Source organism: Janthinobacterium algoris, assembly GCF_051380935.1.
Taxonomy (GTDB): domain Bacteria; phylum Pseudomonadota; class Gammaproteobacteria; order Burkholderiales; family Burkholderiaceae_D; genus Janthinobacterium.
Window position 1 is genome coordinate 38,616 of record NZ_JBNYXZ010000001.1, and the last position, 13,236, is coordinate 51,851.

At 61.6% G+C, this 13,236-nt stretch carries 12 protein-coding genes and 1 pseudogene; 8 read left to right on the forward strand and 5 right to left on the reverse strand.

Translation table 11 applies throughout. The features are described 5' to 3' along the window. Positions 1 to 31 precede the first annotated feature (31 nt). Both ACQ4W7_RS00190 and ACQ4W7_RS00195 read right to left on the reverse strand, forming a co-directional pair. Complete coding sequence (locus tag ACQ4W7_RS00190) at positions 32 to 1,243, reverse strand: O-antigen ligase family protein (RefSeq protein ID WP_436527647.1); 1,212 nt, start codon at positions 1,241 to 1,243, stop codon at positions 32 to 34. Between the two features lie 252 nt (positions 1,244 to 1,495). Continuing rightward, positions 1,496 to 2,734 (reverse strand): annotated as a pseudogene (locus tag ACQ4W7_RS00195) (malic enzyme-like NAD(P)-binding protein); the annotation flags it as partial. 206 nt (positions 2,735 to 2,940) lie between these two features. Here ACQ4W7_RS00195 and ACQ4W7_RS00200 point away from each other — a divergent pair. The 8 genes from ACQ4W7_RS00200 (at position 2,941) to ACQ4W7_RS00235 (ending at position 10,513) form a co-directional block, all read left to right on the forward strand. Then, positions 2,941 to 3,966, forward strand: coding sequence for a LacI family DNA-binding transcriptional regulator (locus ACQ4W7_RS00200; RefSeq protein ID WP_426071425.1), 1,026 nt, complete (start codon positions 2,941 to 2,943; stop codon positions 3,964 to 3,966). A 507-nt stretch (positions 3,967 to 4,473) separates the two neighbouring features. Beyond that, a complete protein-coding gene (locus tag ACQ4W7_RS00205) occupies positions 4,474 to 5,016 on the forward strand; it encodes a hypothetical protein (protein ID WP_426071426.1) in 543 nt (180 codons plus the stop codon). 305 nt (positions 5,017 to 5,321) lie between these two features. After that, a complete protein-coding gene (locus ACQ4W7_RS00210) occupies positions 5,322 to 6,047 on the forward strand; it encodes a c-type cytochrome (protein WP_426071427.1) in 726 nt (241 codons plus the stop codon). A 9-nt stretch (positions 6,048 to 6,056) separates the two neighbouring features. Then, positions 6,057 to 7,340, forward strand: a complete 1,284-nt coding sequence (locus ACQ4W7_RS00215; RefSeq protein ID WP_436527650.1) for a c-type cytochrome — start codon at positions 6,057 to 6,059, stop codon at positions 7,338 to 7,340. Positions 7,341 to 7,349: 9 nt separating this feature from the next. Then, entirely contained in the window at positions 7,350 to 7,523 is a 174-nt protein-coding gene (locus ACQ4W7_RS00220; RefSeq protein ID WP_426071429.1) for a hypothetical protein, read from the forward strand. Continuing rightward, the gene (locus ACQ4W7_RS00225) at positions 7,520 to 8,095 is read left to right on the forward strand and encodes a cupredoxin domain-containing protein (RefSeq protein ID WP_426071430.1); all 576 of its coding nucleotides are present in this window, start codon (positions 7,520 to 7,522) and stop codon (positions 8,093 to 8,095) included. Before ACQ4W7_RS00220 ends, ACQ4W7_RS00225 begins: the two co-directional genes overlap by 4 nt. Beyond that, positions 8,082 to 9,701: a b(o/a)3-type cytochrome-c oxidase subunit 1 gene (locus ACQ4W7_RS00230; protein ID WP_426071431.1), complete on the forward strand. Its 1,620-nt coding sequence runs from the start codon at positions 8,082 to 8,084 to the stop codon at positions 9,699 to 9,701. The genes ACQ4W7_RS00225 and ACQ4W7_RS00230 overlap by 14 nt, the downstream gene beginning before the upstream one ends. Next, on the forward strand, positions 9,701 to 10,513 hold the full coding sequence (locus ACQ4W7_RS00235) for a c-type cytochrome (RefSeq protein ID WP_426071432.1): 813 nt from the start codon (positions 9,701 to 9,703) through the stop codon (positions 10,511 to 10,513). The genes ACQ4W7_RS00230 and ACQ4W7_RS00235 overlap by 1 nt, the downstream gene beginning before the upstream one ends. 117 nt (positions 10,514 to 10,630) lie before the next feature. On the opposite strand, the gene rng is transcribed toward ACQ4W7_RS00235, so the two are convergent. Genes rng through rlmH form a run of 3 tightly spaced genes read right to left on the reverse strand, consistent with a single transcriptional unit; the run spans position 10,631 to position 13,236 of the window. After that, positions 10,631 to 12,094, reverse strand: coding sequence for a ribonuclease G (rng, locus tag ACQ4W7_RS00240; RefSeq protein ID WP_034747098.1), 1,464 nt, complete (start codon positions 12,092 to 12,094; stop codon positions 10,631 to 10,633). Between the two features lie 43 nt (positions 12,095 to 12,137). After that, positions 12,138 to 12,758: a Maf family protein gene (locus tag ACQ4W7_RS00245; RefSeq protein WP_436527654.1), complete on the reverse strand. Its 621-nt coding sequence runs from the start codon at positions 12,756 to 12,758 to the stop codon at positions 12,138 to 12,140. A 7-nt stretch (positions 12,759 to 12,765) separates the two neighbouring features. Next, positions 12,766 to 13,236: a 23S rRNA (pseudouridine(1915)-N(3))-methyltransferase RlmH gene (gene rlmH / locus ACQ4W7_RS00250; RefSeq protein WP_034747108.1), complete on the reverse strand. Its 471-nt coding sequence runs from the start codon at positions 13,234 to 13,236 to the stop codon at positions 12,766 to 12,768.

A 13,236-nucleotide genomic window follows, 5' to 3' on the forward strand; every position in this document is an offset into this window, starting at 1 on the left:
GATAACAAAAACGGTCAGGCGGAAAACGAGTTCAGGAAGTGCGTTCTTGCTGGCGCAGCATAGACCACAATATCACCATCGGGAAGACCAGCATGATGATGCCGATATTCAGGGTGAGCGAGCTCGTTGTCAGGCCAAAAATCATATAACAGGTGCACAGTACTACGCCTGCCAGCGCATATGGCTGTGCTGGCGCGGCATCGTGGCGCAGGGCGCGGGTAAACAGGGCCAACGGAACGAGGAAGAGTGCCAGCAAGGCCAAGACACCGATAATGCCGCGCTTGACCAAGGCATCGAGGTAGTCGTTGTGGGCGTTGGTATAGTCTTTGATGATTTTATCCATTTTCCCTTCGTCTGCCATCTGTTGCTTTGCAGCCAAATAACCGTTGCGCCCCATGCCGAGCCAGATATGGTTACTTGATAAGGTCCATGCGGTGCGCCACATTTCCATGCGCTGGCCAATGGACGTGGTCACATTGTCGCTGTCCTGGAACTGTTTGATGTCATTGACAGCCACTGCCACGCGCTGGGGCACGGGCGAGTTGGGAAGTGTGTAGGCAAGTATGAACGCCGCCAGCAGTGCACCGAGCAGAGCGGCCATATAGCGTGCGCCGCGGCCCTTCGAATAATAATATGAAAAAAGGCAGCCACAGACGGGTAACACCAGCCAACCGCTGCGGCTACCGCTGATGACGGATCCCAGAATGCCGGACAGGCCGCCGGCTAGCAGGAGCATGCTCCATGCCAGGCGGCGGCTCTGCTCACGTGCCCACCCCAGGCCACATAGGGCTAGCATGCCAAACAGCATGCTGACATTGCCATAGTGGATGGCATTGCTGGTTGCCGCTTGCGGCCGGTACATCTCGAGTACGAGAAATTGCCAGAAAGCCAGAGCCGCACCACTGATGGCACCGATGGCCAAACCGCTCCACCAGGCCCCCGGCCGCGGTGGATACGCGAGCAGCAGCAGCAGCACTGGTACGGCCAGCAGTGCCCGCAGCGGAATGTCGAGTTCACGCGCCGGATCGGCGTGGTACAGCATGTTGGCAGTGAAAACACAGAAATACAGCAACAGGGTACCGAGCAGCAGATAGTCCCGGCGTTGCAGGTTCAGACGGGGGCGTTTCCATAGTAGCCAGCTGCTGGCCAGCAGGAGCACCAGTGCACCAAGGGAATATCCGCTGTTGACAGCCAGCGCCAATGCAAAAAAAAGAAACACAGAAACAGAAGTCAGGCCAAGCATGAATATCCTTGTTAACGCACATCGTCACCATAATGGCAACTGTAGCAACATAAAGTAGGCGTCATTGTAATCGAAGGCAGTGGCAAAAACGCCCCTGAGAAACTTGATTTTCTACAACTATATAGGCGGCCTCAAGGGCAGAAATGAAAAAACCATGGTTTTAAGCCATGGTTTTTTTGTAAGCAATGGTAACTTGCCGTTAATTTGCCAAGGCCGGCAGGCCTGTCATTGGTATCAAGCGCTGGCCGGCACGCGGGTGGCCACGCCGGTGGCGATGGCTGCTTGCGACACGGCAGGCGCGACCCAGCTGCGCAGGCGCTCGTCGAATGGTGACGGAATCAGTTGCAGCGGCGTCAGCGCGCTGGTGGTGTGGCCCGGCAGCGGTTCTTTTGCCAGCGCGGCGATGGCGCGTACGCAGGCCAGCTTCATTTCTTCGTTGATGGTGGTGGCGCCCACGTCGAGCGCGCCACGGAAGATGTATGGGAAGCACAGCACGTTGTTGATCTGGTTTGGGTAATCCGAGCGGCCCGTGGCCACGATGGCGTCGTCGCGCACGGCATGCACTTTTTCCGGGGCGATTTCCGGATGCGGGTTGGCCAGAGCGAAGATCAGCGGCTTGGCGGCCATCGATTCGACCATCTGCGCGCTGACCACGCCGCCCTTCGAGACACCGATGAAGATGTCGGCGCCGACCATGGCGTCGGCCAGGTCGCGGTCGCTCGTGTCATTCGCGTAGCGCGCCTTGTTCTCTTCCATGCTGGCATCGCGGCCCGGGTAGATTACGCCCTGGCTGTCGCATACTTTCAGCAGCGACTTGTTCAGGCCCAGCGAGACGAGCAAGTCGAGGCAGGCAATCGACGCCGCGCCGGCTCCCGAGACGGCCACTTTGACGTTGCCGATGTCCTTGCCCACCAGCTCCAGGCCGTTCAGGATGCCGGCCGCGACGATGATAGCCGTGCCGTGCTGATCGTCGTGGAAGACGGGAATGTTCATGCGCTTGCGCAATTGCTGCTCGATATAGAAGCAGTCCGGCGCCTTGATGTCTTCCAGGTTGATGCCGCCGAAGGTCGGTTCCATGCGCACCACGGTGTCGATGAACAGGTCGGGATCGTTCTCGGCCAGTTCGATGTCGAATACGTCGACGTCGGCAAATTGCTTGAACAGGCAAGCTTTGCCTTCCATCACCGGTTTGCTGGCCAGCGGACCGATATCACCCAGGCCCAGCACCGCCGTGCCATTCGTGATCACGGCCACCAGGTTGCTGCGCGAGGTGTAGATGCCGGCCGTGCGCGGATCTTCGACAATGGCTTCGCAGGCGAAGGCCACGCCCGGCGAGTACGCCAGGGTCAGGGCGCGGGCGTCGCCCAGCGGTTTGGTTGGCGTCACGGAAATCTTGCCTGCGCGGGGTTCCGCGTGATAGGCGAGGGCGGCTTCTTTCAGGTTGAAGGTTTCGCCGTTCTGTTCGGCGTGCTTGCTGTGCGAAGTAGACATAGGAATTCTGGGAAGGGCAACCAGGCCCGAGTGGTAAGTCCGAGCAATGGTATGCAAGCGTTTGCACGCTGTCAAGGCTGGATTGTGCTTAAGCCGATCAAAACCGCTTTGGGTAAGGGCTTTATTTCAATGCAAGCGTTTGCTCGGTTTTTAACGGGAAGGGGAATTTTTGCGATAAAATCACGGTATTGCGATCCGGGAAGCCCATGACAAACAAGAACCCCACCTTAAGCGACGTTGCGCGGGCCAGCGGCGTGCACTTTTCCACCGTGTCGCGCGTGATGAACCCGGCAACGCGGCAAATGGTCAGCGCCGAGGTGGCCGCGCGCGTGCTGGCCGAAGCGGGGCGGCTCGGTTACCGGCCCAATCGCGCCGCCTCTACCCTGGTCACGCGCAAGTCGCGCATCATCGGCGTGGTCTTGCCCGACATTACCAATGCTGTGTTTCCACCGATCCTGTTGGGCATCGAGGAAGGCTTGCGCAAGCATGGCTACCTGGCCATCGTCGCCAACGTGGGCGCCGACGAGGAAGAGCAGCTGTTCGTCATTAACCGTCTGCTGGGGCAGCAGGTCGATGGCTTGATCCTGGCAACGGCGCGCCGCCACGATCCCGTCATCAAGATGTGCATCGACCAGAATGTGCCCGTCGTCACCGTCAACCGCAGCGACGAGACCGGCGTCGCTTCCTGTGTCGTCAGCGACGACGTGGTCGGCATGCGACTGGCCGTCGAGCACTTGCTGGCGCTGGGCCACCGCCATATCGCGCACATTGCGGGACCGGAAAACCTCTCCACGGGCCACGTGCGCCGCCTCGGTTTCCTGGCCGCCATCCAGGCCAGCGAACTCGATCCCTCGCAAGCCTTCGTTTTTGAAAGCAGCGGCTATTCGCGCGAATGCGGCAAGGCAGCCCTGCTGGCGCTCCTACGCCAGTCGCCGCAGACGACGGCCGTGGTGACCGGCAGCGACCTGGTGGCCATCGGCTGCTACGATGCCATTCGCGAGCTGGGCTTGAGCTGCCCCGAGGATATCTCCGTGGTCGGCCACAACGACATGCCGTACATGGACATGATCCGTCCGCCCCTGACCACCATTCGCATTCGCCACCACGGCATCGGCACGGAAGCGGCGCGGCTGATCCTGCAAACCATAGACTCGTCCGATTCCGCGGTGCTCGACGTGCGCCTGAAGCCGGAATTGGTGGTGCGCGAATCGACGGCGCCGCCGCGCGCTTGAACCGCCTCCGTTCCCCTGTTTGCCATTCCACTGGCGAACACATGCGTATATGCAGGATCGTCCTGCGCCATCTGCTATAGTGAAATGCCCGACGCTATCGTTGGCCTGGCCGTATTGGCTATATTGGCCGATTCAACGATGTTTATCCGCGCTCAATCTCACTGACTAAGGAAATAAATTGAAAACATCTTCTCCCCGTAAGATTCGCATGGCGCTCCTCGTGTTCAGCGTCGCCAACTTGCTGATGCTGTCAGGCTGCACTTGGCCGATCTTTAGAAACTGAGTCATGGGCGCCAGCCAGTACTGAATCAAGTACGCTCTCCGCTGGCGCGGCTGTATGCGGGCCTCGGACCATGCCGCTTTCTCCTGTCGCCCGGCACGCGCACCAAAGGCGTCGCACCGTCCGGCTCCCGCCAGGCATGGCATGAAAGCGGCCGCAAGGTATGCCGCTGGTGCCGCATGGTGTTAAACTGGCGGCCCTCATTGTTTCCCTTGCCCTCCATCGCCATGACAAAAACCACCACGCCTCCCGCCAAACGCCGCGAAGAGGGCGCCGTCAAGCTGACCGTCAATCCCTTCCTTGATGCCGAATTCTATGCGCGCATGCGCGATTACACGGAGCGCGACGCCGCCATCATCAAGGAATTGAAGGCGATCGCCGAAATCCGCGCCGGCAACAAGCAGCCCGATCCCCGCCTGGCCCCATCCTTGGCCGCCCTGCGCGGCACCGTCAAGAAAGGCCTATCCTTCGGCGAGATGCTCGACCGCATGGCGGACGGCAAGGAAAAAGGCTTGTGGGCAGCCTGGATGACTACCTTCGGCATTGAAATTCGCGCCATCAGCTATGCGCCCACCGGTCCGCGCAATGCCTGCCTGGTGCTGGACCTGGCCGCAAATGCGCCCGCGCATGCCATGTTTGCCAAGGCTGGCGTGCAGAACTGGCGCAGCATGGCCGCCGACGACTGCGCCGTCGTGCGCTCGGAAAAAGCGACAGTCACGACGCCCTTGAAAGTGTACGCCGTGTTTTACCTGGACCCGATTCCTGCCTGATACCCCTGCTTTACGCGGTGGCGCTGGATATCGGTCCCGGCGGCGCCGCCGTTCTTTCCCATCTGCTTTCCCTTCTCCTCCCGCTAGCCTGGCTGTCTTGTTAACGATGGAAATTTATCGGACTCCAATTGTGCGCGCCAAAACAATGCTAGACTAAATTCACTTACCCACTCCGCCATACTCTGCCACATTAATCGCATGCACCATGCGGGATATCGGCATGGCGGATCGGCGGTTCGGGTTCCAGACGTCGCAATCCGGATCAACGCTGCAAGAGCATACTTTTCCTTTGGAGAGTGTACGCCATGCTTCATGTCGCCAAACCCCTGGCAGGCGCATTGCTGCTTTTTTGCGCTGTGCATGCAAGCGGCCAGCCCAAGCAGCATAGCGATGCCGTCCCGGCATTCAGCAAGCTCGATTCCATCGAAGCGCGCGTTCAGGGTTGCGTGACATGTCACGGCCAGCAGGGGCAAGGTACGGCGAACGGCTATTTTCCGCGCATTGCGGGCAAACCCGCCGGCTACCTCTATAACCAGTTGGTCGGATTCCGCGACGGTACGCGCAGCTATCCGCCCATGAACTACCTGGTGGCCTATCTGCCCGACGCCTATCTGAAGGAAATGGCGCGGCACTTTGCGGCGCAGCGCCCCGCCTTTCAGCCGCCCGAAACAGCGCTGGCGAATGCGACCATGGCCGAACGTGGACGCTTGCTCGCCACCAGCGGCGACAGCGCCAAGGGCGTGCCGGCCTGTATCGCTTGCCATGGCAAGAGCCTGACGGGAATGGAGCCGGGCATCCCGGGTCTGGCCGGCCTGCGTTCCACCTACATCGTGGGCCAGCTCACGCGATGGCGCGTGGGAGAGCGCCGCGCCGCCGAGCCCGACTGCATGAAACGCATTGCCACGCGCCTGTCCGACACCGACATTTCTGCGGTCGCTGCCTGGCTCGCCCAGCAAACCCCGCCAGCCGATGCTTCCCCGGAGCCATCCGACGTCGTTCGCATGCCGGTCGCTTGCGGCAGCCAACGGTAGGGGTGTTCCATGCGCAAAGGCCTCCACATCCTGTTTGCGTTGTTGCTCCTGGCGCTAGTCGCGCTCGCGGCGCTGTACTTTCTCAGCCCTGGCCAGTTGCCGCATCAAAAAAAGACGGAACCGAGCGCCTCGACACAGCTCATCAATAAAGGCGAATATCTGGCCCGCGCGGGCGATTGTGTTGCCTGCCATACGGTGCCCAATGGCCCCGTGTTTGCCGGCGGTCGGGCCATGGCGACACCGTTTGGCAACCTGTACGTACCGAACATCACGCCCGATGACGACACCGGCATCGGCCTGTGGACGCCGGACGAGTTCTACCGGATGATGCACACGGGCGTCTCGCGCGACGGCACGCTGCTGTATCCGGCCATGCCGTTTGCCTCGTACACGCAAGTGACGCGGGCCGACTCGGACGCCATTTTTGCCTATCTGATGTCGGTGCCGCCAGTCAAGCAGAAGAACCGCGAACACGAGCTGCGCTTTCCCTTCAATAACCGTGAGTTGCTGATCGGCTGGCGCACCCTGTACTTCAAGCAGGGCGAGTTCCAGCCCGATCCCGCGCAAACGGCGCAATGGAACCGGGGCGCTTACCTGGTCAAGGGACTGGGGCACTGCGCCATGTGCCACACGGCCGTCAACGCCCTGGGCGGATCGAGCGAATCGAAAGCGTTTGAAGGGGGCATGATTCCGAACCAGAACTGGTATGCGCCGTCGCTCACCTCGAACCGCGAAGCGGGTCTGGGCGACTGGGAAATCGCCGACATCGCCGACCTGCTGCAAGTGGGCGTGTCGCAGCGGGGCACGGTGTACGGACCGATGGCCGAAGTGGTCTACAACAGCTTGCAATACATGACGGATGAAGACGCCAAGGCGATGGCCGTGTATCTGAAGGCACTGCCGCAAAAGGACGATACTGCGCCGCCCACCAGCCAGGCACGGCTGGTCGATCCGGAAGTGATGGAGACGGGCCGCAAGGTGTATGTGGCACAGTGTGCGATGTGCCACGGCGGGGAAGGGGGCGGGCAGCCGCCGTCCTTCCCTATCCTGGCGGGCAACCGCTCTATCACCATGGCCACGCCCGTCAATCCGATCCGCATGGTGCTCAATGGCGGCTACCCGCCGGGCACGCAAAAAAATCCCCGGCCGCACGGCATGCCGCCGTTCTCGCATCTCCTGAACGACGATGAGGTCGCCGCTGTCGTCACTTATATTCGCGTCACCTGGGGCAATGGCGGCACGCCCGTCAGCGCCACCCAGGTCAATGACTTGCGCAAATTACTACCCGAGTAAAGGAACCGCATGCCTACGCCTGGCCATGAAGAGCCCGATGAACTCGATAAACGCATCGATGAGATAGTCAGCCGCGGACCGTCAGGCGCCTTTGCGGTGGCGGGTATTGCGACTTTTATCGTCCTCGCCATTTTCTTCCTGTTTTACTGGCTGGTTTACCTGCCACGGGGGACGGTGCAATGAAGCAGCCCGCGACTCCAGACCTGCACCATGCGTCGGAGAGGGTCGCCGTGGCGGCAGAACGGCGCTGGGCCTATATCGTCATTGCCATCATCGCGCTGCTGTTGGGCGTCATGATCTTTACGGGCCTGCACTGGGCCGCGATGCCGCCGTCGCGCGTCGAGACGATCGACGTCAAGACGCTGCACCTCAAAGGCGAGTTCGTCGAAAGCAACCTGGGCACGGCGGTCGAAAAAGATGGCCGCGTGATCGTGCGGCTGATCGGCCAGCAATATTCGTTTGCGCCGCAATGCATCGTGGTGCCCGCCGGCGTGCCTGTCACGTTTCGTGGCACCAGCACCGATGCGATCCACGGCTTTGTTGTGGGGCGCACCAACGCCAATACCATGCTGATCCCCGGCTTCGTCTCGACCTTTACCACCACCTTTCCCAAGGTCGGCGAGCAGTTGATGCCCTGCCACGAATACTGCGGCACAGGGCATGAGGCCATGTGGGCGAAATTCCAGGTGATCCCATCCGAAGAATTTTTCGCCAAAGCGAAAGTGACAGAAAGGATGAGCTGTGTACCTGGCTAAACGACTGGTGCTGGCGCACTTCTGGGTGGCGTTTGTCGCCTTCTTCGCGGCCATCCTGCTGGGCGAGTGGCAGATGTTCGTGCGCAGCCCATTATCTCCCTGGGTGAACAACCCGGAGCACTATTACCGTTCGGTGACGGCGCATGGCACGGTGATGGCATATGTGCTGCCCACGCTGGTGGCCATGGGCTTTGGTTACGCGATTACGGAACTGGCGCTCAAGCGTCCTCTGATCGGTTTGCGCTGGGCCTGGGCCGGTTTCTGGCTGGTCATCGCCGGCACCTTGATGGCGGCGCTGACCACGGCATCCGGCAAGGCGTCGGTGCTGTACACGTTTTATCCGCCCATGATAGGCAGCACCTTTTATTACCTGGGCATCGTGCTGGTGGTGGTGGGTTCATGGATCTGGGTGGCGCTGATGTCCATCAATCTTCGGGCGTGGAAAAAAGCCCACCCCGGCGCCGTCATGCCGCTGGCCATGTTCGGCAATGTGGCCGGTGCCTATCTGTGGGCCTGGACCTCCGTCGGCGCGGCCGTGGAAATCCTGGTCCTGATCCTGCCCGCATCCACGGGGTTCACCGACACCATCAACGTGGGCCTGGCGCGGGTGTTGTTTTCATGGACTTTGCACGCCATCGTGTACTTCTGGCTGATGCCAGCCTATATCGCGTTTTATACCTTGTTCCCGCGCGCCATCGGCGGGCGGCTGTACAGTGACACCATGGGGCGCGTGGCGTTTGCCCTGTTCCTTGTGTTTTCGATGCCGATCGGTATCCACCACCTGTTTGCGGATCCGCAGGTGGGTGCCGGCTTCAAGTTCGTGCATGCCGCCATGACGGCCATGGTCTCCATCCCGACCCTGCTCACGGTGTTTACCATCGTCGCCTCGGCCGAAATCGTGGGCCGGCTGCGCGGCGGTAAGGGGCCGCTAGGCTGGGTCAAGGCGCTACCGTGGGGAAACCCATGGATGCTGGCCGTGACGCTGGCCTTCATCATGCTGGGATTCGGCGGCGCGGGCGGCATTATCAACATGAGTTATCAGTTGAATGAATCGATCCACAACACGCAATGGGTCACGGGCCACTTCCACCTGATCTTCGCCGGCGCCATCGTCATCATGTATTTTATGGTGGCCTATGAACTGTGGCCGCAGCTGCGCGCCTGCCAGCCCCTGTCCCAGCGCCTGATGAAAACGCAGCTGTGGACCTGGTTTATCGGCATGATGATACTGACCATGCCATGGCATCTGGTGGGCCTCCTCGGTGCGCCGCGCCGCATGGCCTATTACGACTACACGCATCCCTTGCTGGCGCCGCAGGCCATCACGGTCACCATGTCCACCTTCGGCGGCCTGATACTGGTGATTTCCGCGGCGATATTTCTGTACATCCTGGCCGCGGCCAGACGGCAGGACGCTCAGGTGCCCGCGTTCACGTTCAGCCAGGCGGTTCATCCCAACGCCAGGGTGCCGGCCGCCTTGAATGGCTTTGGCCTGTGGGTGACCATGATGATCGCGCTCACCGTCGTCAACTACGGCTATCCCATCTTGCAGCTGGCACTGACACCCGAGGCGTCCGTGCCTATTGTTCCAATCGGAGCGCGATAATGCGAGAACACGGCTTTTTCTCCAGAACCAATCGCGTGGCATGGGCGAGCACCGTGGGCCTCACCGTGTTCACTCTTGTCGCGGCGCTGGTCGCCTTTGCCTGGCTGCCCTCGGCGCAGGCGGACTTCCGCGCGCAAGGCCTGTGGGATAGCATCTGCCGCGCCGCCGGCGTGCCCGGGAAATGGTTGGATGACGCCGGGCGCCGGGAAGGTGTGCCGACGGTCGCCACCAATGTGGTGCTGCTGCCGGCGATGGGCAAGCCAGCGTCATCGGCATCGGTGGGGCGGGGCGCCACGTTGGCCCTGAACTGCACCATGTGCCACGGCGCGCTCGGCATGAGCCGCTCCGATGTGCCCAACCTGGCAGGGCAATATCCTGAGGTGATCCGCAAGCAACTGCTCGACTACCAGAGCGGCAAGCGGGCAAGCGCGATCATGACGGCCCTGGCCAGAAACCTGACAGAAGAAAACATCGCCGATCTGGCGGCCTACTATGCCAGCCTGCCGAAGACGCGCACGGCACCGACCACCTACGACGAAGCCTTGCCGGCGCTGGTGCGCGTGGGCGACCCCATGCGCAATATCGCCCCCTGTATTTCCTGCCATGGCGGCGTGGATCAGAAACTGGGTGCGCCATGGCTGGAAGGCATGCCAAAACCCTATCTGGTACAGCAATTGGAGGACTTCAAACATGGCCGGCGCACAAATGACGGGCAACAGCAAATGCGCAATATGGCCCGGCCGATGACGGACGAGGAAATCGACAGCGTGGCCACGTTCTATGCCAGAAAGGCGGCGCCCGGGCACCAGTGATCATGCGCCAGCACCATCCAGGCGCCATACGTCACCGAGGTGGCGGCGCCCGCATGGGGCATACAGCAGTAACAGCCCCAGGCCAGCGGTTTTTTCATGGAAAGAGAGCGTGGTCGCCTACATCAAAATCACGTCGTACTGTTCCTGGTGGTAGGCATTCTCCACCTGCAGCGAGATTTTCTTGCCGATGAAATCACCGAGCATGGCCAGGTGCTGCGACTCTTCTTCGAGGAACAGATCCACGACTTCCTGCGAGGCGAGGATGCGGAACTCGCGCGGGTTGAACTGTTTTGCTTCGCGCAGCAGTTCGCGCAGGATTTCATAGCAGATCGTGCGCGAGGTCTTGACTTGTCCCTTGCCGGCGCAGGCGGGGCAGGGTTCGCACAGGATGTGGGCCAGCGACTCGCGCGTGCGCTTGCGCGTCATTTCCACCAGGCCCAGCGGCGAGAAATTGCTGACGGAAACCTTGGTGCGGTCGCGCGACAGGGTGCGTTTCAGTTCGGCCAGCACGGCATTGCGGTGCTCGGCGTTGTCCATGTCGATGAAGTCGAGGATGATGATGCCGCCCAGGTTGCGCAGGCGCAGCTGGCGCGCGATGGCGTGCGCCGCTTCCAGGTTGGTCTTGAAGATGGTGTCGGCAAAATTGCGTCCACCTACGAAACCGCCCGTGTTGACGTCGATGGTGGTCATCGCTTCCGTCTGGTCAACGATCAGGTAACCGCCCGATTTCAGGTCGACGCGGCGGCCCAGCGCGCGCAGGATTTCTTCTTCCACGCCGTACAGGTCGAACAGGGGGCGCTCGCCCGTGTAGTGCTGCAAGCGCGTCAGTTCGCTGGGCGTGTAGATTTCCGCGAATTCGCGCAATTTCACATAGTTTTCGCGCGAGTCGACCTGGATGGTGGCCGTTTCATCGCCGACGAAGTCGCGCAGTACGCGCTGCGCCAGGCTCAAGTCCTGGTGCAGCAGGCTGGTGGCGGGACGCGTGCGCGCGCCGTGCGTGATGGTGCTCCAGGTTTTGCGCAGGTAGTCGACGTCTGCCTTCAGGTCCGCGTCGGAAGCGTCCTCGGCCATGGTGCGCACGATGTAACCACCTTTTTCATCGGGCGGCAGCAGGCTTTGCAGGCGCACGCGCAATTGCTCGCGTTCCGCTTCCTTTTCGATTTTCTGCGAGATGCCGATGTGCTTGTCTTGCGGCAGGTACACCAGCATGCGCCCGGCGATGGAAATCTGCGTCGACAGGCGCGCACCCTTGGTGCCGATCGGGTCCTTGATCACCTGCACCGTCAGCACTTGGCCGTCGAAGAGGATTTTTTCAATGGGAGCGGGCGTGGCGTTCTGGCCATCGTGGCCGCGCGCTTCCCAGATGTCGGCCACGTGCAGAAAGGCGGCGCGTTCCAGGCCGATGTCGATGAAGGCCGATTGCATGCCCGGCAACACCCGCACCACTTTGCCGGAATACACATTGCCGGCCAGGCCGCGCGTGAGCGTGCGCTCGATGTGCAATTCCTGCACGGCGCCCTGCAAGATGAGGGCGACGCGGGTTTCTTGCGGCGTGATATTGATCAGGATGTCTTCGTTCATGGAGGCGCGGGAGTGGAGGCAACGAATGACATCATACCCGTGTTCAGGGCAGGGGCAAACCTGCTAGCCTTAGCAACTGTGCAGTTTCGTACAGAGGCAGGCCCATGATGCCGGAATGGCTGCCTTCGATATGCTCGACGAACAGCGCGGCGCTGCCCTGGATGCCGTAGCCGCCGGCCTTGTCGTACGGCTCCGGCGTGGCGCAATACGCGGCGATGGCGGCGGGCGAGAGCACGCCGAAGCGCACTTGCGACACCTGCGTGCGCTGCTCGGCGAAATCCTTGTAGTGCACGGCGATCGAGGTGAGCACCTGGTGCGTGCGGCCCGACAGCTGCTGCAGCATGGCCACCGCTTCCGCCCGGTCGGCCGGTTTGCCGAGGATGATGCCGTCGATGGTGACGGTGGTGTCGGCGGCCAGCACGGGGCGCGGGGTCAGGTGGCGGCGGCGCACCAGGTCCCAGGCGAAAGCGGCTTTTTCATTCGACACGCGGGCGACATAGTCGAGCGCCGATTCGCCAGCGAAGATTTCCTCGGTGACGTCGGCGCCGCGCGGGCCGTCACTGCGCAGCAGCAGCAATTCGAAATCGATGCCGATCTGGCGCAGCAGTTCGCGCCGGCGCGGGCTTTTGGAAGCAAGGTAGATCTTGTGATCAGCCGTTTTCATGGGGAGTTCAGACGCGGTGGTAGGGGTGGTTTTGCGTGATCGACCAGGCACGGTACAGCTGCTCGGCGAGGATCACGCGCACCACGCCATGCGGCAGGGTCATGCTGGAAATGCGCAGCATGCCTTCGGCACGCGCCTTGAGTTGCGGATCGAGGCCGTCGGCGCCGCCGATCAAAAAGGCGGTGTCGCGGCCATCCTGCTGCCACGCCATCAACTGCTGTGACAGGCCGACGCTGGTCAGGTCCTTGCCGCGTTCGTCGAGGGCGATGATGCGTACGCCCTTGGGCAGGACGGCTTCGATGCGTTCGCGTTCCAGCGCCATCGCCGTAGCGGCGGTCTTGCTGCCGGAACGCTCCACCGGCTTGATTTCTTTCAGCACGATGCGCAGTTCCGGCGGCATGCGCTTCGCGTATTCCGCGAAGCCCGTCTCTATCCAGGCCGGCATTTTATGGCCGACCGCAGCGATGATGAGCTGCAT